At 48.5% G+C, this 23,804-nt stretch carries 19 protein-coding genes and 2 pseudogenes; 9 read left to right on the top strand and 12 right to left on the bottom strand.

From position 1 onward, the window contains the following. Positions 1-294: 294 nt before the first annotated feature. The 3 genes and pseudogenes from LBCZ_RS03020 (at position 295) to LBCZ_RS03010 (ending at position 4,096) form a co-directional block, all read left to right on the top strand. On the top strand, positions 295-1,635 hold the full coding sequence (locus LBCZ_RS03020) for a glycerophosphodiester phosphodiesterase (RefSeq protein ID WP_039639517.1): 1,341 nt from the start codon (positions 295-297) through the stop codon (positions 1,633-1,635). A gap of 188 nt (positions 1,636-1,823) precedes the next feature. Further along, positions 1,824-3,195, top strand: a pseudogene (gene pepV, locus LBCZ_RS03015) (dipeptidase PepV). A gap of 154 nt (positions 3,196-3,349) precedes the next feature. Beyond that, positions 3,350-4,096 (top strand): biotin--[acetyl-CoA-carboxylase] ligase, encoded by a 747-nt coding sequence (locus LBCZ_RS03010; RefSeq protein ID WP_025012336.1) that lies wholly within the window; start codon positions 3,350-3,352, stop codon positions 4,094-4,096. 12 nt (positions 4,097-4,108) lie between these two features. On the opposite strand, the gene LBCZ_RS03005 is transcribed toward LBCZ_RS03010, so the two are convergent. After that, complete coding sequence (locus LBCZ_RS03005; protein WP_025012335.1) at positions 4,109-4,792, bottom strand: YjjG family noncanonical pyrimidine nucleotidase; 684 nt, start codon at positions 4,790-4,792, stop codon at positions 4,109-4,111. A gap of 441 nt (positions 4,793-5,233) precedes the next feature. On the opposite strand from LBCZ_RS03005, the gene LBCZ_RS03000 reads away from it, so the two are divergent. Beyond that, a complete protein-coding gene (locus LBCZ_RS03000) occupies positions 5,234-7,984 on the top strand; it encodes a transglycosylase domain-containing protein (RefSeq protein WP_025012334.1) in 2,751 nt (916 codons plus the stop codon). Positions 7,985-8,114: 130 nt separating this feature from the next. Here LBCZ_RS03000 and ccpA read toward each other — a convergent pair whose 3' ends face one another. Then, complete coding sequence (ccpA, locus tag LBCZ_RS02995; RefSeq protein WP_010493797.1) at positions 8,115-9,116, bottom strand: catabolite control protein A; 1,002 nt, start codon at positions 9,114-9,116, stop codon at positions 8,115-8,117. A 321-nt stretch (positions 9,117-9,437) separates the two neighbouring features. Between ccpA and LBCZ_RS02990 the strand changes: the two genes are divergently transcribed. Beyond that, positions 9,438-10,541 carry a M24 family metallopeptidase gene (locus LBCZ_RS02990; RefSeq protein WP_025012333.1) on the top strand — a complete coding sequence of 368 codons (1,104 nt, stop codon included), beginning with the start codon at positions 9,438-9,440 and terminating at the stop codon, positions 10,539-10,541. Positions 10,542-10,679: 138 nt separating this feature from the next. Here the strand turns inward: LBCZ_RS02990 and LBCZ_RS02985 are convergent, their stop codons facing one another. The 3 genes and pseudogenes from LBCZ_RS02985 to LBCZ_RS02975 all read right to left on the bottom strand — a co-directional run bounded on the left by LBCZ_RS02985 (position 10,680) and on the right by LBCZ_RS02975 (position 12,303). After that, positions 10,680-11,201 carry a transcription repressor NadR gene (locus tag LBCZ_RS02985; protein WP_025012332.1) on the bottom strand — a complete coding sequence of 174 codons (522 nt, stop codon included), beginning with the start codon at positions 11,199-11,201 and terminating at the stop codon, positions 10,680-10,682. Between the two features lie 151 nt (positions 11,202-11,352). Then, positions 11,353-11,860: pseudogene (locus LBCZ_RS02980) on the bottom strand (YtxH domain-containing protein). A gap of 14 nt (positions 11,861-11,874) precedes the next feature. Continuing rightward, positions 11,875-12,303, bottom strand: coding sequence for a DUF948 domain-containing protein (locus LBCZ_RS02975; RefSeq protein WP_025012331.1), 429 nt, complete (start codon positions 12,301-12,303; stop codon positions 11,875-11,877). 553 nt (positions 12,304-12,856) lie between these two features. Here LBCZ_RS02975 and LBCZ_RS02970 point away from each other — a divergent pair. Further along, positions 12,857-13,732, top strand: a complete 876-nt coding sequence (locus LBCZ_RS02970; RefSeq protein WP_032958328.1) for a mechanosensitive ion channel family protein — start codon at positions 12,857-12,859, stop codon at positions 13,730-13,732. Positions 13,733-13,786: 54 nt separating this feature from the next. Then, entirely contained in the window at positions 13,787-14,692 is a 906-nt protein-coding gene (locus LBCZ_RS02965) for a DUF368 domain-containing protein (RefSeq protein ID WP_025012329.1), read from the top strand. A 55-nt stretch (positions 14,693-14,747) separates the two neighbouring features. Here the strand turns inward: LBCZ_RS02965 and cbpB are convergent, their stop codons facing one another. Then, positions 14,748-15,233: a cyclic-di-AMP-binding protein CbpB gene (gene cbpB / locus LBCZ_RS02960; protein ID WP_010493780.1), complete on the bottom strand. Its 486-nt coding sequence runs from the start codon at positions 15,231-15,233 to the stop codon at positions 14,748-14,750. Positions 15,234-15,793: 560 nt separating this feature from the next. Between cbpB and LBCZ_RS02955 the strand changes: the two genes are divergently transcribed. Continuing rightward, complete coding sequence (locus tag LBCZ_RS02955; protein WP_010493778.1) at positions 15,794-16,525, top strand: MIP/aquaporin family protein; 732 nt, start codon at positions 15,794-15,796, stop codon at positions 16,523-16,525. Between the two features lie 78 nt (positions 16,526-16,603). Here LBCZ_RS02955 and LBCZ_RS02950 read toward each other — a convergent pair whose 3' ends face one another. Continuing rightward, entirely contained in the window at positions 16,604-17,122 is a 519-nt protein-coding gene (locus LBCZ_RS02950; RefSeq protein ID WP_025012328.1) for a metallophosphoesterase, read from the bottom strand. Then, a complete protein-coding gene (gene racE, locus LBCZ_RS02945) occupies positions 17,119-18,573 on the bottom strand; it encodes a glutamate racemase (protein WP_039640008.1) in 1,455 nt (484 codons plus the stop codon). Before racE ends, LBCZ_RS02950 begins: the two co-directional genes overlap by 4 nt. A gap of 264 nt (positions 18,574-18,837) precedes the next feature. On the opposite strand from racE, the gene LBCZ_RS02940 reads away from it, so the two are divergent. Further along, positions 18,838-19,320 carry a DUF2507 domain-containing protein gene (locus LBCZ_RS02940; RefSeq protein ID WP_025012327.1) on the top strand — a complete coding sequence of 161 codons (483 nt, stop codon included), beginning with the start codon at positions 18,838-18,840 and terminating at the stop codon, positions 19,318-19,320. Positions 19,321-19,468: 148 nt separating this feature from the next. Here LBCZ_RS02940 and dltD read toward each other — a convergent pair whose 3' ends face one another. The 4 genes from dltD to dltA all read right to left on the bottom strand — a co-directional run bounded on the left by dltD (position 19,469) and on the right by dltA (position 23,787). Continuing rightward, a complete protein-coding gene (gene dltD / locus LBCZ_RS02935; RefSeq protein ID WP_025012326.1) occupies positions 19,469-20,740 on the bottom strand; it encodes a D-alanyl-lipoteichoic acid biosynthesis protein DltD in 1,272 nt (423 codons plus the stop codon). After that, on the bottom strand, positions 20,737-20,982 hold the full coding sequence (gene dltC / locus LBCZ_RS02930) for a D-alanine--poly(phosphoribitol) ligase subunit 2 (protein WP_010493765.1): 246 nt from the start codon (positions 20,980-20,982) through the stop codon (positions 20,737-20,739). Before dltC ends, dltD begins: the two co-directional genes overlap by 4 nt. Before the next feature lie 67 nt (positions 20,983-21,049). After that, positions 21,050-22,267, bottom strand: a complete 1,218-nt coding sequence (dltB, locus tag LBCZ_RS02925) for a D-alanyl-lipoteichoic acid biosynthesis protein DltB (protein WP_025012325.1) — start codon at positions 22,265-22,267, stop codon at positions 21,050-21,052. Continuing rightward, positions 22,267-23,787: a D-alanine--poly(phosphoribitol) ligase subunit DltA gene (dltA, locus tag LBCZ_RS02920; RefSeq protein ID WP_039639519.1), complete on the bottom strand. Its 1,521-nt coding sequence runs from the start codon at positions 23,785-23,787 to the stop codon at positions 22,267-22,269. Before dltA ends, dltB begins: the two co-directional genes overlap by 1 nt. Positions 23,788-23,804 lie beyond the last annotated feature (17 nt).

The following is a 23,804-nucleotide window of genomic DNA, read 5'->3' as shown; positions in this document are numbered from 1 at the left end:
TGTTTGCTGAGTTTGTTTTAAGGTTATCGTAACGCGTTCATTGGCGCAGAAGTCTGCGTGTAGGGATCTTACTTGCAATGACCATTTTGGGGGAGTAAAAATAGTAAGGCAATCCGGCTCCATAACGCGCTCACCGGCGCAGAAACCTGCACATAAGGGCCTTGAGCCTAAATGGCCAAAGCCCAGCCATTTAGGCTCAAGGGCACTTATGCTCCGGTTTCTAACCGCGCCGGTTCGCGCTCACTATGCTATTGTTTATGGTATGATGTTTTTTTCTGGAAAGGAGCAGCCTGTATGGGCAAACGATTCACTGTGGCAGTTTTGCTGCTGCCATTATTTCTTCTGCTTTCAGGGTTTACGCTGGTTGGCCACCGTGGCGATCCGCTGAACTATCCGGAAGAAACTTTTCAAAGTTTCGATAGTGCTTTTAACAACGGCGCTGATTATGTTGAACTCGATGTACATGAAAGTGCTGATGGCGTGGTCGTGATTCAACATGATTCAACCATTCAGCGGATGACCGGCGCCAATCTGACCATTGCCAAGAGCACTTTTGCGCAACTTCAGCAATATCATACCAAAAATGGCGAACCGGTTCACAGCCTCGAGGAGCTTTTCGCCCACGAGCAACAGACAAACCATAAATTCTTGATTGAAACCAAAATCGTTAAAGGCGAACCGCATCCCCACCTTGAAGACAAAATTACAGCTTTGATTAAACAGTATCACATGGAAAACCGCGTCATGTTCCATTCATTTTCGGCTGCCAGTCTCAAGCGCTTGCAGGCGGATTTGCCTTCTGTGCCGCGGATTTTAATTGTTGGTTCGCTTAAACGGATCAATTTTGATGTGTTGACTTATGTAGACGGCATTAATTTAAGTTCGGATCTGGTGACGCCGCAGCTGGTCAATCAGCTGCATGACCTTGGCAAAAAAATGTACGTCTGGGATGAGATGAACGAGGATCGGGATCGGTGGACATGGCTGGTTAACCTCAACATTGACGGTGTTGTGACCAACTACACGAGTCTCGGGCATGAATTCCAGGCGCTGAAAGCCGCGTCTGTTACCACCAGTATCAACGATCTTGGCGCTAACTCCAGTGTCTCGGCGCTTCCGGTTTACGAAAACCCTTATCAGCCGCTCCTACGCCCTGAACAGTTAGCACCGCAAACACCGATTGCGATTTCTGCAATGGTTACCATTGCCGGCAACACGTATTATCAAATCGGCGATAACGCGTTCGTGCCAGTTACAACGATCAACCTCGCACCCCAAGCCGGCTGGGCCAGCCTGTTTCTCCACCAAAAAATCGTCGTCACCAGCCGCGGTTTTCGTGCGCCGGTTTACGCTGATCCGTTACACCAGCAAAATGTTACTGGCCACGTTGCGGACAATACCCGCGCACGGGTTCTGGCCGCACGCTACGAAAATAGTCAGCTTTACTTAAAAACCAAAACAGGCTGGTTAAAAGCCAAAGATGTGCAATTGTTGCCATCTGCCGAAAACATGGCAACCTGGCTCATGCTCTATCGCAGCATTCCACTAAAAGAAAAGCCGCTCATCCACTGGGCATTAGGCAATTCGGCATTTGACACCCCCTTGCTTAATGCTCGGGTCACTGAAATCGGTTGAGAAGGGTTACGACATGGGTGTGCTTACAATCGCGCCATGACAAGCTTTTCACCGTGTTCTGACCGCTTTTCGATTTTCTCTGAATGATTCAGTCGTTTCTGTGGAACAAACATGCTATTCTAAAGACAACGATAGAAAGAAAGTAGGTTAACCTCATGGCAATTAATTGGCAGTAGGAAGCAGAAAGATTGGAACCCCAGCTTCTTTCTGATCTCACAACACTGTTGAAGATCAATTCCGAACGCGACACCGAGCATAAAACCGCAGAATATCCACTCGGACCCGGTCCGACAAAAGCGCTGGATGCCTTCTTGGCAATTGCCGAGCGGGATGGTTTTAAGACGCTCAATGTGGACCATGTTGCCGGTCGGATCGAGTTAGGCAGCGGTCCTGAAACTTTAGGACTATTTGGGCATGTCGATGTTGTTCCCGCTGGACCTGGCTGGAAAACCGACCCATTCGACCCAGTGATTCGCGATGGCAAGATTTACGGTCGTGGCACCAGCGACGATAAAGGACCGAGCATTGCTGCTTACTATGCATTGAAACTCGTCCGCGATCTGGGCCTGCCAATCAATAAAAAGATTCACTTCATCTTAGGCACAGACGAAGAATCCGACTGGGTTGGCTTGCACCGCTATCTCGAAAGCGAGCCGGCACCGGACTTTGGCTTCTCTCCTGATGCTGAATTTCCAATTATCAACGGCGAAAAAGGCATTGCCAGCTTCAAAATCGTGCAAAAACCGGTTGCTGCAGCAGAAGCCCAACTGACTTTGAATGAATTTTCGGCGGGTATTCGACCCAATATGGTTCCGCAAGAAGCAAAAGCAACGATTACCGGCGACTTGCCTGAAAGCTTTGCGACCCAAGTCAGCGACTGGGCTGATCAGCAAGGCGTCAAACTCACCTTGACGCTGGGCAATCCTACAACGATTGAAATCGTGGGTAAAGGTGCCCATGCCCAGGAACCAAAAGATGGCAAGAATGCGGCCACTTATCTGGCAAGCTTGCTAGCTGATTTGCCTTTTGATCCGGCAGGCAAAGCCTATCTGACCATGATCGCCAAATATCTGCACTTAGATTCACGCGGCCACCACTTGGGTATCAATTACACGGACAAACTGATGGGTGAGTTAACCGCTAGCCCGGATATCTTCACGTTCACCCAGGATGGCGAACAAAGTGTGCTGGTCAATGTCCGTTACCCGCAAGGCACCGACGCTGATAAAATCCGTGATCAAATTGAAAGCGCGGTTGGTGCCGACCAATTCGACGTATCCTTGAGTGGCCATGCACAGGAACCGCATTACGTTCCTGGTGACGATCCGCTGGTTAAAACCCTATTTGCAAACTTTCACTGACCACACTGGTATTGCGGGACACGAACAAGTCATCGGTGGCGGCACCTATGGCCGAATTATCAAACGGGGTGTCGCTTTCGGCGCCCAGATGCCGGGACAGGAAAATGTCATGCATCAGGCGAATGAGTACATGCCGATTAAAGATATCATCACGGCTGTGGCCATTTATGCCGACGCCATCAGCCGCTTAGTCAAATAAGCTAAGTCTCTGTATTTTTAAAATGTAATCAGTATTCACATTACTGATAACAGTTCTTGGCAAATTTTAAAATTCATGCTCGTGCCTGTGCGCCAGAAGTCTGTCACCTGACTTCTGGCGCACTTGCGATTAATCCCAGAAAGGAAGCTTTCTTATGTTAACGCCTGATAGCTTAGATCCATGGTTAGATGATCCGCACCTGCGCGCAGCAGTGGCCACGCAAGCAACGGTAACCTCGACCAATACGGTTTTAAAACAAACGGTTCAAAACGGAGCAACGTTGCCGCAAATTCTAATTGCCGGTGAACAAACTGCCGGTGTCGGACGCCATGGCAAACCCTTTGCCAGTCCTGCCGATGCCGGTCTCTATCTGAGTTACGCCTTCCACCCGCAAATCAGCCGTGCCTTAATCACGCCAGCTGCAGGTGTCGCTTTGCAGCAAGCCATTGAAACCCAATTTGGTATTGTCACCGCGATCAAATGGGTCAACGACTTGCAAAAAAACGGCCAAAAGGTTGCCGGTATTTTGGCAGAAGCATTGCTCGAACAAAATGCTGTAGTGCTTGGCGTCGGCGTTGACATCTTCTCGACTCCGACAGCGCCGTTACCAACCGATCAGCCAATCACGACCCTTCTTGCTGAAAAGCCCGGTAGCGATCCGCGTCCGGAGCTTGCCGGCCGTTTCTTGACGAATCTCATGCGGTTGTTTGCAAATCCTGACACCATTATGCCGATTTATCGGAAAAAGGCTGCCTGGATCGGTCGGCAAATCACGGTTAGCGGTACACAAAACCCGCTGACCGGAATCATCAGCGGGTTCGATGATAATGGTGCCTTACTGTTAAAAACGGCCCAAGGAACAATGGTCGTTACAACTGGCACCATTCGCTTAGCCAATTAAGCCACACATCGTCTAGTTGGCAAGCAGTAACTTCGTCAAATCACTGAATTCATTCAGCTGATAAGTTGGCGTTATCTGCTCGCGATTAGGCTGAAAATGCGGATTGAACCAGATTGAATCAATCTTGCCGTTGATGCCGCCTTGAATGTCCGAGGTCAATGAATCACCCATAATCAGCGTCTCGCGCCGATTGAATCGGGGAATGCGTTTGGCAACATAATCAAAAAACGCCACGGTCGGCTTCGGGCTCCCGACACTATCGGAAACAAAGATGTCCTCAAAATAATCAATTAAACCGCTGGTTGCCAGACGCTCACGCTGGACCGGCTCAATGCCGTTACTGACGATAAACAGCCGATAGTCTTTTAAGGCATCCAGAGTTTCCGTCACCCGCGGCAGCAAAATTGCTTCCTGATCCAAAAAATGATGATACGTCCGTTCAGCTAAATGCGGATTAGCGTTCAAATGGTGATGGCGAAACAGCTTGGCAAATCGCACGTCAAACAGTTCCGGCCGCGTAATCCGGCCTGCTTCGTAATCACGCCACAGATCAGCATTGATTTTCAAATAACTCGCCTCAATCCGCGGCGTATATGGTAATTTAAGCCTGGCAAACATCTTAGCCAGGCTTTTTAGTTCCCCTGCTTTAAAATCCAACAAAGTGTCGTCTACATCAAACAAAATAACTCGATACATGTTTAACCCCTGTTCTCGCACGCTTATTTATATAGTTATCAGTCTTGCACAACACAACGCGGGTCGCAAGTGAAGCCGCTTGAAACTATGAATGGTGAGGGCAAACAGGTAAGTTGGCTTTGAAGTGCGTTGTCGCAAACAGAAACTGGCGCTTTCCACAAACGCATTCTCTGGCGCAGAAGTCTGCGTATAAGAACCTTGGTCGCAATGGTCAAAGACCGGTCTGTTTACCGATGCTCTCCGAAACGCGTTCACCGGCGCAGAAGTCTGTGTATAAGGACCTTGGTCGCGATGGCCTAAGCCCGGGCCATCACGCCCAAGGCCACTTATACTCCGACTTCTAACCGCGCCGGCTCACGCTCTGCCAACAGTATTAGAATCCGCTTTATTTTTACGGTATACTAAGGAATATTAGACCAAAATTTAAGGTGGGACAAGCACTTGAAAAAGTTCGTCGATCGGGTCAAGACGCTTGGAACTCGATTTCGCCGCTGGTTCACGGCATTCGTGACGCGGCGTCCTGATTCCAAAGCTGATTCCAAACATTTAACGGGTAAAACTGCCGTTGTTTTTTACGGTAATGTCACGCTTCAAAGCATCAAAAGTATTGTCTATTACTTATTAGGCGTTTTAGGCATTGCAGCTGTTTTTGGCCTCGGCTTATTTGGCGGTTATTTTGTGTCGATCATCGATGCAACGCCGATTCCGACCGAAGCAGCGATGAAGGCAACGCTATCTAACACCAGCCGTACTTCCAGTATGTATTTTGCACATAACGTCAAGCTGAGCGATGTCAAAAGCGATTTGTATTCGACAAAGGTCAGTCTTAGTGACATGTCGCCGTGGCTGACCAAGGCGATCATTGCCACTGAAGACGAAGACTTTTATCGTCATGACGGGGTGGTGCCTAAGGCGGTGATTCGGGCTTTCTTTTCCGACTTAACCGGCATGGGTAACCAAACTGGCGGCTCGACTTTAACGCAGCAGGTTGTCAAAATGATGTTTTTGAACTCAGAGACAACCTTCAAACGTAAAGCTGCGGAGATCATGTTGGCGCGGCGCCTAAACAACCACTTCAGCAAGAACGAAATCCTGGAAACTTATCTGAATGTTGCCACGCTGGGTCGGAACAACAAGGGGCAAAACATTGCCGGCGTCGAAGCGGCTGCGCAAGGACTTTTTGGCGTCTCTGCCAGTCAGGTGAACCTGCCGGAAGCCGCCTTTATTGCTGGCTTGCCGCAGAGTCCGTTTGTTTACACGCCGTATACTGCCAACGGTCAACTAAAAGCCAGCCTTAAATCCGGCATTAATCGGCAACAGACCGTGCTGTTTCGGATGTATCGAGCTGGCGTCATCAGTCACAAGCAGTATGTTGCAGCCAAGTCATTCGATCTAAAAGGCGCGTTCCTCAAGCCGGAAAATGCCGAACAGGATGACAATGAGTATGGGTATGTCTACAACATGGTGCTCAGTGAAGCTAAATCATTATTAGCTGAGAAATTAGCCCAAAATGATGGTCACTCTGCTGCCGACCTTGCCAAAGACAACGCCTTAAACAACGACTATTTGAGGCAAGCAGGCGATCTTTTCGCTTCCAAAAATTACCAAATCAAAAGTACCATCAACAAAGACGTGTACGATCGGATGCAATTTGTGATGCGCGCCACGCGAAATACATTCGGTCAAACCTACACCAGTACTCAGATCAATCCTAAAACCGGTGAAACCGAAACCGTCAAACATCCGGTTCAAAACGGCTCGGTTGTGTTGGACAACCAAACCGGTGCCGTTCTCGGATTTGTCGGCGGGGTCTCTGGTGAACTCAATCACATTTACACCTTACGTTCTCCCGGCTCCACGATTAAGCCGCTTTTGGTGTATGCACCAGCGATCGATCAAAAAGTCATCGGTTCGCAGACGGCTTTGGCTGACTTCAAAACCAACCTTGGCAACAATTACAGTGTGACCGATTACGGCGACCAGATTCAAAATCGGTTCATCCCTGCCACCGAAGCGCTTGCCCAATCCTACAACATTCCGGCAGTTAATCTGTATAAACACATCAAGCCGAACGTCAATGTCAAAAGCTACATGGAAAAAATGGGCATCAATACCCTCACTGACAATGATTACAGCCAGCTCGGTCTAGCCTTGGGCGGTACCGATTATGGCGTCGACGTCAAGGAACAAGCCAGCGCTTTTTCCACTTTTGCCAATCAAGGCGAACACGTACCAGCTTATGTCATCTCTGAAATCGTCGATCCTTCAGGCCATGCCGTCTACCGCCATCAGGTTAAAAAGACCAAGGTTTTCTCCAAAGGTACGAACTACATCATGAATCAAATGTTGAAAAACGTGGTTGAATCAGGGACTGCCGAGAGCCTGAACTATCAGCTGCGCTTCAATACGGACAACCTGATCGGGAAAACCGGTACCAGCAACGATTTCCGCGATATTTGGTTTATCGGTTCAACGCCGGGTGTCACCATTGCCAGTTGGATGGGCTATGACAACAGTAACGGCACCAACTACACGCTTGATGAAAACAGTTCAATGACCAACGAAGCTTATTGGTCGAAGTTGGCAAATGCGGTTTATCACACCATCCCTAAGCAATTTAAAGTTGATAAAAAATTAGCCCGACCAAGTACCGTCAAGTCCGTCACTGTCGATAAGCAAACCGGGCAACCGGCTGGCACCCTTACTTTTAACGGGCGCACTTATCACACAGGCGGATCAACTGTTACCAGCCTCTACAATGACTGGCAGCCAACTGCGAAAGCTGAATTTGGCATCGGCGGCAGCAAAGACAATTATCAGTTGTTCTATGACCATCTCAACGGTAAAAGCAATGGCTATGGTCAGGTTTCTGACGCTAATGGTCGCTCGACCGAAGCCAAAAAAGAGCATCAGGAAACACCGATCACGCCTGAAACCACGGCACCAGCCACAACTGAAAGCAGCCAAACGCCTAGCGTCACGGTGCCTTCCAGCCAGAAAAACCAGCAAGGAACCTCCGAAAACCAGCCAAGTGAACCGCAAACAACGGGAACTGGCGGGACAAACGGTGCAACTGGCACTGGCGGCGAAACAACCGGCACTGGCACGACAACGACTGGCGGTAACACAACTGGTGGCACAACGACCAATAATCAGCAAACCACACCTGCTACAACTGGCAGCGGTCAGTAAGTTCATGCGTCATCTTGAAGGCCAATCAATCCAGTAACGCAAAAATCGGTTCTAAAGACACACATCATCTGTCTTTAGAACCGATTTTTTATTGCTCACGAGGTGCCAAAGCTGATTTCGCTCAACACCTTTATTTGGTTGAGCCGCGTTTCAAAATATCGAAACCTAACATCACGGTTTTTTCTTCGATCTCTTCTTTGTTCATCATCTTTGTCAGCAACCGCATTGCCACAGCGCCAATGTCATAAAGCGGCTGATCAATTGATGTCAGTTGTGGCCGGGTCATTTCGGTTAGCTTGGTGTTGTTGCTGGTAATAATTTCAAAATCATCCGGCACCTTCACGCCCTTGTCCAGTGCGCCATCCAAAATGCCGACTGCCAGTTCATCATCGCCGGCAATGACAGCCGTTGCGCCGACTTTCTGCAGCTTACCAAACAATGCCAACCCCGCTTGATAACTTGGCTCATTTTCAAAGATCAGGCTTTCGTCATAGGCAACGCCGGCTTTTTCAAGTGCTTGTTTATAGCCCTTCAGGCGGAACTGACCGTTAATCGGATGGGTGAGCGAGCCGGTCGCCAATGCCACCCGCTTATTACCGCTCTCCAGTAATTGGTGCGTCGCTTCTTCAACCGCAGCCACGTAGTCAATGTTGACACTGCCAACCTGTTCATCCGGATCAATCGAGCCTGCCAGTACAACCGGCGTTTTGCTTCGGGAAAATTCCGCGCGAATCGAATCGGTCAGTTCATGACCCATGAAAATCAACCCGTCAACCTGCTTGGCCAACAAAGTGTTAAGTACGGAAACTTCCTTTTGGTTATTTTCATCCGAGTTCGCCAAAATAATGTTGTATTTGTACATGGTCGCAACATCATCAATCCCACGGGCCAAGCTTGAGAAGAACATGTTGGTAACGTCGGGAATGATAACGCCGACGGTTGTCGTTTTCTTGCTTGCCAGGCCACGGGCTACCGCATTCGGCCGGTAGTCGAGGCGTTCGATAACCTCTAAAACCTTCTTGCGGGTAGCCGGCTTCACATTCGGGTTACCATTAACCACTCGGGACACCGTCGCCATCGATACATTTGCCTCGCGGGCAACATCATAAATTGTTATTGTTTGTTTTTCCACTTTATTTTCTCCTTAGTCGTGAGTATGAAAATCACGAAACATCTATTTACATTCCAAAATAGCAGAATGAGAAAGGCAATGCAAGCGTTTTACTGAATTTTCCATGAAATTTTCACAAACGGGCTTTTCAGAAAGTGTCCCTCATGGCTCGTGATATACTGGTAAAGAAAGTTGCATTTGGCATCGCGACTAGCACCTTATCTTGCAAGTCATTTTCGATGCCTGAGCACTTGGCACGTTAATATCACGGTGCAGCACAAATATGGTAAAAGATTCGTTTTGCATGATATTTTGTGCTGTGCCCTTTTGAGGAGGACCACGATGAACGAGCATTTAGCAGCATTACAAACCTGGGTTGGCGAAGAAGGCCTCGACCTTGCTTATATCAGTGACCCGGTCAATATCAACTATTACACGGGTTTCTTCCAGGATCCCGAAGAACGGATCACCGCCTTAATCGTCACCCCGGACAAGGATCCGTTCCTGTTCACCCCGCAACTAACCATTGAGGAAGTTAAAAAAGCTGGCTGGCCTTATCAGGTATTTGGCTATCTTGATCACGAAGATCCGTTTGCCGTCATGGCAACCCATATCAAGGACGTGAACCCTAATCCGACCAAGTGGGCTATTGAAAAAGATAACCTCGCAGTCTTCAAATTTGAAGCCCTCATGAAGCAGTTTCCTGATGCGACTTTTCCGATCGATGCTTCCCGTTTCATTGAAAAGCAACGGTTAATCAAAACACCTGCCGAAATTAAACAAATGGAAATTGCCGGGGCTCAGGCTGACCGCGCGTTCCAAGCAGGTTTTAAGGCGATCAAGGCAGGTGCCACTGAACAGGAAGTTGCGGCTGAAATTGACTATGCGATGATGAAGGAAGGCGTCATGCACATGAGTTTTGGCACCATCGTCCAAGCTGGCGTAGATGCGGCCAATCCGCATGGCGAACCGATGGGAACAAAGCTCGCTCCAAATGAACTGGTCTTGTTTGATCTTGGTACGGACAACCATGGTTACATGTCTGACGCCACGCGCACCGTCGCTTTTGGTCAGGTCACCGGTAAGCCGCGTGAAATTTTTGATATTTGTCTAGAAGCGAACCTGACTGCTATGGATGCCGTTAAGCCGGGATTAAAAGCATCCGACCTCGACAAGATTGCCCGCGACATTATTACCAAAGCGGGTTACGGCGAATATTTTAATCACCGTTTGGGACACGGAATCGGCATGTCCACCCATGAATTCCCATCCATCATGGAAGGCAACGATATGATTCTACAGCCAGGCATGTGCTTCTCGATCGAACCTGGTATTTACGTTCCTGGTGTCGCTGGTGTTCGGATTGAAGACTGTGTCCACGTCACGGAAACCGGCTGCGGACCTTTTACCCACACATCAAAAGAATTCACTGTCATCAATGGCTGATGACGCCGAGTTACTCGTCGGAAAAAGATGAACAGGGCGTTAATATCAAAAATGGTCCCAAAGAGGTAGACGCTGTCTCCTCGGGACCATTTTTATGTTGTTGACTGCTGCTGTTTTTGCCTCTACCACCGAAATTGTCTAGTCTGCTTCCGACTGTTCATATAAAATGCCAGCCTTGCGCAGTGCTTCTTTAATTTTGGCGATATTCCGTTCATTTCTAACGCTAATCGTGTGTAAATGAATGCCACCGGTTAACTCGGACAAGTGGCGGCCTTGATAACGCGCTAGACGACTCAAAAACAGCTTCATATCGGCAACGGTGCGAATATTCAGCTGACCGCGTAACTGACCATATAACGGATGCTCGACCAAAACATCTTCAATCCAGCCACCGTTGTCGAGGATCAGCTGCAGCTCCTGTACCGTTTGCTCCGGCGTATGTTTGCAAGGAATCAAAAACTCATGAGCCGCTGGATGTGACAACGTATAACCACGCGGCGTTGCAATGATCGGTTCGCCTTGGGCCCGCAAAAGCGCAATATCGCCAACAATGGTCTGCCGACTGACAGTAAACCGCCGCGCAAAACTCGACGCACTGAGCGGCTCGGCCGCAGTACTTAAAGTGGCTTTGATGTGTGCCTGACGTTCGCTATTTAGCATATGATCCTCCTTCGTTCACGATCAAGATAAGTCTTTCCACAGCTAAGACCAGCTGTGATGCTAAAAGCGACAAACGAAAGGTGCTCACGTCGGGGTGTCTTTCGTTTGTCGCCATTTTTAATATTCAAAATCTTGTAGTTACTAGTGCTGATTAATCGGTGGCTTCAGATTCAGAACTTGCCGGTTTGGCCTCAGATGCGGCGGCTCCACTAACTGGCTTTGGTTCGGTCGGTTCCGGCACTTCATCGGTGCGGGTTTCACTGCCTTCATCGTCATCCTTGGCTTGGGCAAACGCACTCTTACCGTCCAGCACAATGTCATCAAAATCAGCTGAAGTATCCGTATCCGCTGCAGTATTCAATTGGTCGCGCAATTGCTCGGTCGCAGCATCATAATTAGCCAACGCTTCTGACCCATCGGCATCATTCCCACGCGCCTTCAAGTCATCGACAAAATCCGTCGCGCTTTGCTTCCAGTCAGCACTAGCCTCTTTGGCGTAATCAATAGTAATCAACCGCACGATCGGCTAAATTCGCGGAAGCATGCTTAACCCGTCGCTTTAACTCGTCACTGGTTTGCGGAGTCAATAAATAAGTCGTTGCTAAGGCACTGGCAGCTCCGAATACAAATCCAAGCAAAAAATGTCCTTTTTTAGCCATGATGATTCCCCCTGCTATTCATTATGATGTTTCTTTTTGGTCAACATTGAAAATGCTTTGGCACCCATACGTGTCGCAACCGTCGCCTTGGCCCCGTTCTTAGCACCATGGGCAACGCGTTCGGTCAAATTGCGCGTTGACTGATTCAAATCAGAAACGCTTTCACCAAGCTCACCAATTGCGGTAAAGACAGGATCAATCGCCGCCACCTTGCCATTTACATCTTCAAGAAGGGTATTGCTCTTCGCAAGAAGGCCTTCGACTTCCTTCGTCAAAATGCCAAGCTCCCCGTTGACCGTGTTCAACGTCTTATTCGTCTCGGCAACCGTTTCCTTAATTTCCTTGGTCACACCCGAAACCCGAATCGCAATGACGGCAATCGCCAAAGCAATAATCAAAAAAGCAACCGCAGCAATGATCCAAGCAATCTCTCCACCTGACATGCAACACCCTCCATTTCAAACCAGTTGATTACACCAATCATAACATCGAGGGGAGAGTGGTGCAAAAGATTTAAGAGCGTGAGCAGGCCCGGTTAGAAACCGGAGCATAAGTGGCCTCGAACCTAAATGGCTGGGCTTTGGCCATTTAGGTTCGAGGTCCTTATGTGTAGGTTTCTGGGCCTGTGAGCGCGTTTCGGAACCGGATTGCCTTCCAATTCTTATCCCCTTTGCCATTGTGCCCAAGGTCCTTACACGCAGATTTCTGCGCCGGGGATCGCGTTTCGGAACCGGATTGCCCACAAAATCTATCTTTCTCCCCAATACCTGGGCTTGGGCCATTTTAGGTCTGAGACCTTTCACGCCGACCTCTACCCCAGTAACCGTATTCGAAATCGAACTACCTCACCACCCTTACCCCCTGCCACACAATCGCACCCACCCCTTCTCCCACCAAAAGTTAAAACTTATCCGCATCATGACAAATCTCCAGCAGATCCGCCCCGGTTCTGGTAAAATAAAGCCAACACCAAGAGGAGGTCGTCACGTGACAGGCATGATGTTCACGGCAACGACCGTAACTGAACAACCCAATGTGTGGTTACGGTATTTTAAAACCATCAACTGGGATAAAATTGCCGGAACCCTGATTGATAAGGTTCTGTCGTTGCTATTCTTTTCGATTTTATTTCTTGCACTTTATCGTTTAGGTCAGTTCGCCATCAATCGGGCTTTTAAAAGCTATCAGCGTCGCGCGCATTTATCAGGCACGCGCGTCAAAACCATCCACACCCTTTCGCGAAATCTATTTTTCTATTTTGTGCTCTTCTTCTATTTTTACGCGATCCTATCAACGTTGGGCGTTCCGGTGGGGACACTGCTTGCTGGTGCGGGCGTGGCCGGCTTGGCAATCGGCTTTGGTGCTCAAGGCTTCGTCAATGACGTTGTGACTGGTTTCTTTATTCTACTGGAGGCGCAGTTTGACGTTGGTGATGTTGTCCAATTAGGCAAGATTTCCGGAACAGTCACTAGCCTTGGCTTACGCACCACGGTGGTTAAGAGTTATGACGGTACGGTTAACTTCATCCCTAATCGCAACATTACAATCGTCAGCAACCTTTCCCGCAGCAACATGCAGGTACTCATTAAGTTGCCACTTGAGCCGACTGCTGATCTCGATTTGGTCCGCAAAACTATTGAACGCGTCAATCACGACTTAGTTCCAAAGTTCACGACCATCACTGAGGGTCCGGATATTCTGGGTCTGACAGAGGAAAAAAATGGCACGTTTACCTACCAAGTTCTTTTTTACGCTGAAAACGGTGAGCAGCTCAGTTTACAGCGAACATTTCTCGCTGCTTACATTGCTGCATTAAACTCCGCCGGCATTCATGTGATCACGCCGCCGATCAATTTACAGTCTGGCTCATAAAGAGTTTGGCGTTTTACCAATATTCACACCAAAATCCATTTATAAGGAGATGCTATGCTCAACTTCATCAAAGGTGCCATCATCGGCATTGCACTTGTCATTTCCGGTCTTTCCGGCAGTATTTTTGCCGTCGTCGTCGGGTTGTATGACCGCCTCTTACAAGCAGTGAATCACTTCCGCGCCAATCCCAAGAAAAATTTGCGTTTCTTGGCACCGATTGGCTTAGGAGCTGTCGTTGGTATCTTGGTTTCCACTAAAGCCGTCCTAGTCGTCACCACGCATTGGCCGCTACCTAGTTATGGTTTCTTTATCGGGTTAGTACTTGGCATCGGCCCGTTTATTTATCGCAAATTGGTGCTCAAACCCTTCACTTGGTGGTACCTCTTACTAGTGGCTGCAGGATTTGCGGGTATTTACGGACTAGCCAAGATTGGCGGGACCCAGCCGGAGAACCTCATTGCCATTCAGCGCCTGAGCAGTGTTAGTGACGCCGGTGTGATGGCTTTTGCCGGCATCTTTGCGGTATCGTTAATGGCCATCCCTGGTATTTCCGGCTCCGTCATGCTGATGGTTATTGATCAGTACGGAACCGTCTATAATGCTGTCAGCCAGCTAGGTGATGCGGCCCGAGCATTTGCTTCCGGCAACTGGTCGGCTTTTAACGCGGCGATGGGCTCAGTGGCGCTGCTGCTGCCTTTCATGCTTGGCGCCATTGTCGGTCTGATTGCGGTGGCCAAATTGATGGCGTATTTGCTCGAACATTTTGAAACCCAGGTTTATTATGCTGTATGCGGTATTGTTGCCGCAGCAGTGGTCATTCTGCTCGAAACTGGCATCGCGCCTTATTGGCCGGCTACTGGCATGGTTATTCCGGCACTTTTGGTTGTGGTTAGCCTCATCATCGGCGTTTTAGCGACCATTTTCCTAGATAAACCGGAATCCAACGCAGACGCTAACTAATGTGGCCAACAAAAAACCAGCATACAGGTTTGTCCGTATGCCGGTTTTTAAGGGGTTAAGATTCTTTTTCAACGACTGACGCTAAAGGTTCCAACTGGAAATGCTTGTCGATATTGTGACCAATATTGTTGATGCCTTTCATCACCTCACGCCGGGTCACGATACCAGTGAAGTATCCATCCTGAACGACCGGAATGAACGGGTTGTCGACAAGCAAATGTAAAACGTTCTCCAAGTCATAGGGGTCACTAATTGTCGCCACATCAGTCTCCATGACATCTTTGACGGTCATGGTATCTAGTGACTGAAAACTGATATGGTCCAGACCCAGCATCGTTTCGGTAATCATCGGCAGTGAAATGAGCCCTTTAAACTTCGAGTCGTGATCCAAAACCGGAATTTTCGCATAGCGCACCTTGGTAAGAACAAGAAACGCATGACTTAATGGGTTATCTTCGGAGACCGTTGCAACCATATCTGCAGAAATCATAAAGTGATGACGATTTTCAATCAGCATATTGGCAATGGCTTGATTTAACATTTGGGTAGCTCCTTTTTAACATTCTTGGTTTAAGCACATCGAGCAAAAAGTTAGATTAGTTAACTTTATTGGTTCAGTTTACCGCTTATCCATGCCGGTGCCATCCGTCAAAAGGCGGAAACACCATATGGTTATTTTACCATGAATGACATCAAGGAATTTCTATCGCCGTTATTCATAAGAAATACGACAACTTTTTAGTGAGCGTGAGCCAGCCCGCTTAGAAGCCGGAGTGTAAGTGGCCTCGGGCGTAATGGCCGGGCTTTGGCCATTGCGATCGAGGTCCTTACACGCAGGCTTCTGGGCTGGCGAACGCGTTATGGGTGAGCGTGAGCAGGAGCGCTTAGAAATCGGAGTGTAAGTGGCCTTGGGCGTGATGGCGCTCTTTGCCATTGCGACCGAGGTCCTTACACGCAGATTTCTGCGACTGCGAACGCGTTATGGTGGAGCGTGAGCAGGAGCGCTTAGAGCCGGAAGAACACATTATCGAAGCAACAAAGCAAATCAAAGTAAGCACCATGCACATGCTAGCAATGAACGAATCATTTGGAGGGGTAAAAATGACATATGATCTAGGCGTGCGTTTGGCCGCCGAATTTATTGGCACTGCCATTATGGTTTTGTTAGGAAATGGTTCCGTTGCCAACGTCGACTTGAAGGGTACCAAGGGAAATGGCTCAGACTGGCTGCTGATTGCGGTCGGCTACGGCGCCGGGGTCATGATTCCCGCCATGATGTTTGGCGCCATTTCCGGTAACCACATTAATCCCGCATTTACATTAGGTTTAGCTGCTTCTGGCATGTTCCCGTGGTCAGAAGTGTTACCGTATATTGTGGTCCAGATGGCCGGGGCCATGGTCGGACAGCTGTTTGTCGTTGCAGCTTACAAACCGCATTATGATCTCACGACCAATACCCAACACATTCTTGGGACATTTAGTACGATCAGTGCGACGAAGAGCAAACTAAACGGTTTCGTCAACGAATTTATCGGTTCGTATATTCTTTTCATCGGCGCCCTTGGTATTACCAAAGCACCGTTCTTCCAAGACAATCTTGGAACGGCACACATGGGCTTAGGCTTCCTTGTGGCGACATTAGTGGCATCACTGGGTGGCCCAACCGGACCGGCGTTAAACCCGGCCCGTGACCTCGGCCCGCGAATTCTGCACGCGCTTTTGCCATTAAAACACAAAGGCAGTTCCGACTGGGGATACGCCTGGGTGCCTGTAATCGCGCCAATCGTTGCAGCCATTCTCGCGGTCTTCACCTACAAACAGCTCTTCATGTAACAACGGTTTGATTCTCATAAAAAATCGGCTCTAGCAATTGCCGCTAGAACCGATTTTTAATTATCTCAAATATGCCGATCATGCCTGCAAAAAGTCGCGGCTTAATGGCGCAACGATGCTGCCGTCCCGCTTCAAAAAGTCAACGTGCACTTTGTCCTCTGTCCAGGAAACTGTGGCGTAAGTACTGCCTAAATTGGCGAACTGACCGCGGGGCTGACTAATCGAGCCCGGATTCAAAATCACCATACCGGCGCGCTCTTCCACGCCAAGTTGATGGGTATGCCCGAAAATAACCAGCTGAGCGTGGGCAGCTTCGCCGGCAGCCATGAGCTTATCCAACCCAAAGTTCACGCCAAATCGATGGCCATGCGTCATAAAAATCGTGATGCCTTTCACCGTCGTTGTCACACTCATGGGGAAATTAGGATCAAAGTCCATGTTCCCTTCAACCGCATGATACGTTTGAAAAAGCGAATCATCCGCTGGCAACTCCGAATCGCCAGCATAGAAATAACCATCCAGATCCGGCTGCTGTTTCAAAATTGTCTCGAGAATCGCACGATCGCCGTGCGTATCGCTTACTGCCAGAATTTTCATATCTTTTCCTCCAACCATGCCTGCCAAACCTTTTCCAGTGACCGCATGGCATTACCGCGATGACTAATCTGATTTTTTTCTTCGGCAGTCAGCTCTGCCAGTGTTTTACCTAGTGACGGCACCAAGAAAAATGGATCGTAGCCAAAGCCGTCAGTTCCGCGCGGGATGGCCGTGATTTGTCCAGAAAGATCACCATGAACCACCAGATCGGCTTCCGGATGATCCGGTTTTGCCAGCACCAAGGTTGTATGGAACGTGGCGGTTCGCGCATCGTCAGGAACATCGGCTAAATTCGCCAAAAGTTTGGCATTATTCGCCGCATCGTTATGCCCATCGCCGGCATAACGGGCTGAACGAATGCCCGGTTGACCATCCAGCGCATCAACCATTAAACCCGAATCATCGGCAACCACCGGTAGCTGGAGATCTTTTGCGTACTGGTCGGCTTTTTGCCGCGCATTTTCTTCAAAAGTCGTGCCAGTCTCGTCGACAGTCGGGACGCTGGGAAAATCAGCCAGGCTTTTAACCGTGTAGCCAGCAGGCTCAAACATCGCCTTAAATTCTTTTACTTTACCGGGATTTTTGCTGGCTACCACGATGGTTTTACCAGTTGGCATATCTGCCGCGTCAACAAAGTGGGTCGGCTCTGATTCAATATTAACATGCTGGGCGTGCATGGGAGCCTTCAATTCAAGCCATGCTTCACCTAACTCATCAAACATGGAAGGGGCGCCTGTCGTATAATAATCGTGCGTGGGCGTTTCATGGCTGTCATTGGCCAAATCAAAATAATCAAGCAGCATCGAAACATCATTAACGGTTTCTGCGCCTGAGTCAATTAAGGTGACGCCGCTACCCATCACGTTTTGAATAATCGGCCGTAAAATCGGGTAATGCGTGCACCCGAGCACCAACGTATCAATGTCCGTGTGCAAAAGCGGCTGCAAAGTATCCGCCACCACCCGCTTGGCGATTGGCGAATGCGCCTCGTTACTTTCGACCAATGACACGAACTTGGGTGCCGCTAAACTGGTTAGGCGAATGTCAGGCGCCTTCATCCGCAAAGCCTGGGTATACGCACCACTTTTAACCGTTCCTTCTGTCGCGATAATGCCGATATGGCCGGTGCGCGTTGCTTTTAAAGCCGCACGACTGCCTGGCTTGATGACCCCGATCACCGGGATCGATAGCTTGGCTTTAATCAAAGGCAAAGCTGCTGCTGTCGCCGTATTGCACGCAATGACCAGCATCTTGATGTGCTTGGTGAGCAGGAAATTGACCATCTGCCAAGTAAATGCCTGAACCTGTTCGGCGGGTCGCGGTCCATATGGCAGACGCGCTTGGTCACCTAAATAAACCGTATTTTCGGCCGGTAACTGATGCAAGGCTTCTTTCACAACGGTCAAGCCGCCGACACCTGAGTCAATAAATCCGATTGGTTGCTTGTTCATCATGATGAATCTCCTTTTGAAACTTCAATTCAAGGTATCGCCGTTGGTTAACATCGATTACCACGCTAGCCTGTTAATAAATCGCAAAAATCTAGCGTGACCCCCCGACTGAAAACACGTGACGGCCCCTGATACTTATCTGTCGCGATAAAACTCTGAAACTTCATTGTGAGTTTAAATCTTAAAAAAAGCAAGCGTTCAGAAAAGCATGTTTTTAAACCCGTTTTTCGGCTATACTAGACGAATAGAAACAGGAGGCACAACATGGCAAAATCTGATTATACCACCCTGCTGAACCTTCCCGGCTCGGTCTCATTCTTTGCGGTAACGGCAATGCGCGATCTAATGTTGCCGAACATGCTGGGTGAAGAACAGCACCATATTCTCTATTGGTCAGGGCGTGATTTGGCAACCAAATTACCAGTCGATGAAACCGCCTTACCGCAACTCTTTACCCAGGTTGGTTTCGGTACATTAACGCCGCTCAAACAAATGCGCCAGGAGCGCCAATATTTGCTGGCTGGAGACGTCGTGGCAACCCGTATTCGTACATACGATGACCCAGACTTTCAACTTGAAGCCGGGTTTTTAGCCCAATCATTGCAACAGGTCTTGGGCTTTGCCGTTGAAGGCGGCAGTGCGATTCAACGGCGTGACCAAAACGTTGTCCTAACCGTTGTCATGGACAATCAAGATTCGCAACCTACTGCCGATCATCTCATTGATCTGGCGCCCGACGATCAATAGCCTTCATGCAGGTGGGCCATTGGCTTGTCGGTAAGCCCAAACAGCTTGAAATAAATGCAATCACGCAAAAGCGACCCCGAAGACGCCATTTGTCTTCGGGGTCGCTTTTCGTCAGACGCAAGCATTAACTACCGCTATTTTCAGAGCTTCAGTCTAAGCCATTAGCAGACCGCTGCTGCCAACTCTTCGTATAAAACTGGTCGTTAAGTTTGTAATGAATTCTTGCTGCCTTATTCGTTTTAAGGAACGGACGGACAGTTTGGTCCATTTTAAGCCAACCGCGCCAACCAATATGAATCGTATCTTCCATGAAGTATGGTTGGCCACCATCCTGGCTTAAATCCAAAACGTGGTTGAAGCCTTGCGTTTTCAGCTGGTATTTCAACTTTGTCACGGTATTTTGAATCATGCCAAGATCCAGGCCGGTATAGGCTGCCCACTTGGCATTGATTGGCGGAATGACAAACAAAACTTCCATATGCTTCTTCGCAAATGTATTCAATACCAGTTGCAGATCTGAATACTCTGGCGATTTCACATAACTCCAGTGTGCCTGTGACCCCTCCAGCTTAGGCAAATTCTTTTTGACTCTTTTCGAATAAAAGTCATTCTTAAGTCCAAAAGGATTGTTCGTTGTTTCCTTCATGCCTATCTGTGTCGCCACGCCGTCTAAGTCATCAGCATCATACTTTGCAGGCAGCTGTTTAGCCGCTTTGTCCAACTTCGGCTGATTATTATTTAAAAACAACTGCGAGAACAAAGCATCCTGATGATCAGCCATCGGACTTTTAACTTGCTTCAAATACCAATACTGGGCATCCGACAGCTTCTGTCCGGCAGCGATATTTTTTAGCGCGCCATTGGACATCCGATCCGAATTCGTCGATGGAAACTGTAACAATCGGCGCGCTGCATAGCGATCCGCTTCTGAATTCGGATTAGCATGCAACAAGAAAGTCGTCAGTTGCGCCGGAGAAAAGAAGAAGTCAAACTGTGCCTTGCGCACACCGCCAGGAACAAACCATTGCGGCGACAGCACCATCACAGCCTTTTTCCCATTCACATGCGTCAACGCGTTGACCGACAGGAAATGTGTCAGCGATTGGGTGCCGGCCATCCCCATCAAAAACGGACGATAGCTGCGATGATACTTTTGCGCCAATACGGAAGGGTGCAAAGCATCCATCCGCGACAATTCGGATGACCCAATGAACGGGACATAGTTCTCGGCCATGGCTTCATTTTTAATATTTTCGCCTTTAAGCACGTTGGCCGACATTGAACTGGCTGCCTGCCTGATCGTCGCTTGGCTGCTGCGGCCAAACTTAAATGGCACGAGCATCAAGGCGGCGACCAGGATCACAGCGATCAGCAGCGGGCCAAGTCCGCGCCAAAGGATCTTCCCGATCGGTTTTTTCATTGTGCTTGTTCGACCTTTGCAATGATTTTATTAGGAGTATCCCACTCCTTACGATCAAATTCGGATACCGGTGCGTTCACACCATACTGGCTTTGCAGTTCCAACAGCAGCTGTACGGTTCCCATTGAATCCAACAGCCCGGTTTCAAACAAGTTCATATCCAAATCCTTTTTCACATCGTCAGAACCGGTTAAATCAGCCAAAATATCCAAAACACCATTTTTAATTGATTCGTCTGCCATTATCAACTACCTCTTTCTTTTCAACTCCAGTCGGTCATTGAACGACCGGCCATTTACCACAACATTTTTAATGGAACCACAGTGTGTCCAAGAACCCGGAAAAAATCAAGAACGAAAGGCAGACTGCATTTGCTGTCATGAAAATAGCAAAGTAATGCGTTGCCTTATTGTGCGGGAAGAAGTCTTTGTGCTTCTTCTTAAAGCGCAGCCAAGCATCGGTCAAATTGATGAGCATAGCGTGGAATAACCCGTAAACGATGTAATACCAGTGTTCACCATGCCAAATACCCATGATCAGGAATAACACCAGATAACCGACAAACGCCGTCGAAACGCGTGACTTCAGCCACTTATGTTTCATCACGAAGAACACGAACCGCATGTAAATGTAGTCACGGAACCAGAAGCTCAGACTCATATGCCAACGATTCCAGAAGTCCTTAATGTTATAAGACATCCACGGCTTGTTGAAGTTCATTGGCGTCTCGATGCCCATCAAATACGAAATGGCCACCGCAAACAAACTGTAACCGGCAAAGTCGAAGAACAAATATCCGGAATAAGCGTACATGACGCCGACAATCGGCCAACTGAGTCCCAAGAATGCCCCACCGCGGCTTGCCATCGCCATATGCTCGACGGAAGGCAGCCACAAAGTCCCAAAAATATAGCCAAGAATGAACTTATAAAGGAACCCGAGCATCAAGTAATGCATCGCTTTTGTGACGAGCTGGGCATAATGTTCAGGATCAGGGACCCGATCATAATCTTTAACGAAGCGGCGATAACGGTCAATCGGGCCGCTTGAGATCGTTGGGAAGAACAATAGAAATTGGACAAACTTCCACATATTCAGGTCTTTGATCGAGCCATCCCGGATTTCCATGATCGTTCCGACGACACGGAAGGTCAGATAACTAATTCCCAGAAAACCCAGAATCGAGCCGTGATGTTGGAACAACGGGGTAAACTTGACAACCGCTAGCTGGGCAATGCCTAACGCAACACTGAGATAAAACACAGCCGTCGAGTTTTTCGACCCTTCTCGCGTGCGATACTTGAAGTAGGCATATACCAGCAACAGGTTGAAGACAACATATCCCAACAGTGCCTTACCCTGTGGCCACTTGTCAGCGTCAAAAATCAGAACCAGGAACACTAGTGAAAAGATACTTTCATACCAATGCATCCTGAAGCCCTTAAACATCCCGATGATGACCGGCAGCAAGGCGATGATCAAATAGAGAAAATACTGTGGATTTTCATAAGGTTGTAAATTCAGCATTAATGATTTACCTCTGCAATCAGTGCTTTGCGATCAACCTTGCCATTCGCTGTCAATGGTAATTGATCCCGATAGATAATGCGTTGCGGAATCATATATTCCATCACCATCTTGCCCAGTTCGGCTTTGACCGCCTGCGTTAACTTCATATCACTATCGAAGTCGTTAGGCTTGGCAACCGCAAAGGCGATTAATTGTGCTACTTTATGATCCTTATCGTAGCGCGGCACCGTTGACGCCTGTTTGATATACGAAACCTGATTCAGGTTATGGTCAACATCTTCCAGCTCAATGCGGTAACCGTGCAGTTTGACTTGAAAATCGGTACGACCACGATAAAAGATCATGCCATCTGCCGTCATTGTTGCTAAGTCACCGGACCGATAACCCCGCTTACTGCCAACTTTAAAGAAAGCTTTTGCGGTTTTATCCGGATTATTGAGATAACCCTTAGAAACACTTGGTCCGACAATCATTAACTCGCCTTCCGTATCAGGCGGCACTTGATTGCCTTGCTCATCAACAATGAAAATATCGGTGTCAGGTTTGGCATACCCAATTGGCAACCGCGGATATTGATCGACAATTTCTTGCGTGATCGCCATACCGGTCACGGCAACCGTTGCTTCTGTCGGACCATAAGTGTTATAGACCGTTGCTTTGGGAAAGCGGGTAATCAGCTCCTGTGCGGTTTTATTGACAAGTTCCTCACCACAGAATAGAAAATGCGTCAGGTTCGGATAATTTTCCTGTTTAAAGTTCGGATCTAGCAAGGCAATTTCGACAAATGACGGGGTTGAAACCCATTCATTCAGACCGAGTTTTGGCAGCGTTGCAAATAAGTCTTTGAAGTTGTCAGTCACTTCTTTTGGCAAAGCTTTTAACGTGCCGCCGAGTACCAACGTTGGATATAGATCCATGACACTTAAGTCAAACGAATACGGCGGTTGGGACATCGAAACGACGCCTTCCTGGAGGCCAAAATCGGAGATATTCCAATTAACATAGCTCAACAGATTTTCGTGGCTGATCTGAACGCCTTTTGGTTTGCCGGTTGTGCCGCTCGTGAAAATGATGTAGTAGTTATCGTCTCCGGCGACGGCATGTTGCAAGGAGCGAATCGGTTCATGCGTCTTTTCGGCGTCATGTAGTTCCGGCGCCTTAATAATCTGGACGTCTGGCACCGTAATCGGCAGCGGAGCGACTTCAATGACGGCCGGTGCATGGGCAACATCCTGGACCTGCGTGATCCGTTCATTCGGACTGTGCGTATCGATCGGAATGTAGGCATGCCCTGATTTTGAAAGCCCAAGGAAAACCTCGACCATATCAAAGGTTTGTCCGCCATACACAATGATCGGCTGACCATCTGGCAAGGTTTCCGCAAAGAAACCGGCCAAGCGATCACTGCCGTCTTTTAACTGCGCGTATGTGTACTGTTTACCTTCATAATCATAAGCCACGCGCGTTGGATGCTCTGCGGCGACCCGATCAATCGCTGTGATGACATTATCGATCATCTCGGTTTTCCCCCTTT

The sequence above is a fragment of the Lacticaseibacillus casei DSM 20011 = JCM 1134 = ATCC 393 genome (assembly GCF_000829055.1).
GTDB lineage: Bacteria > Bacillota > Bacilli > Lactobacillales > Lactobacillaceae > Lacticaseibacillus > Lacticaseibacillus casei.
The sequence above is the reverse complement of the archived record's forward strand: the minus strand, read 5'-3'. Positions and strand labels throughout refer to the sequence as shown.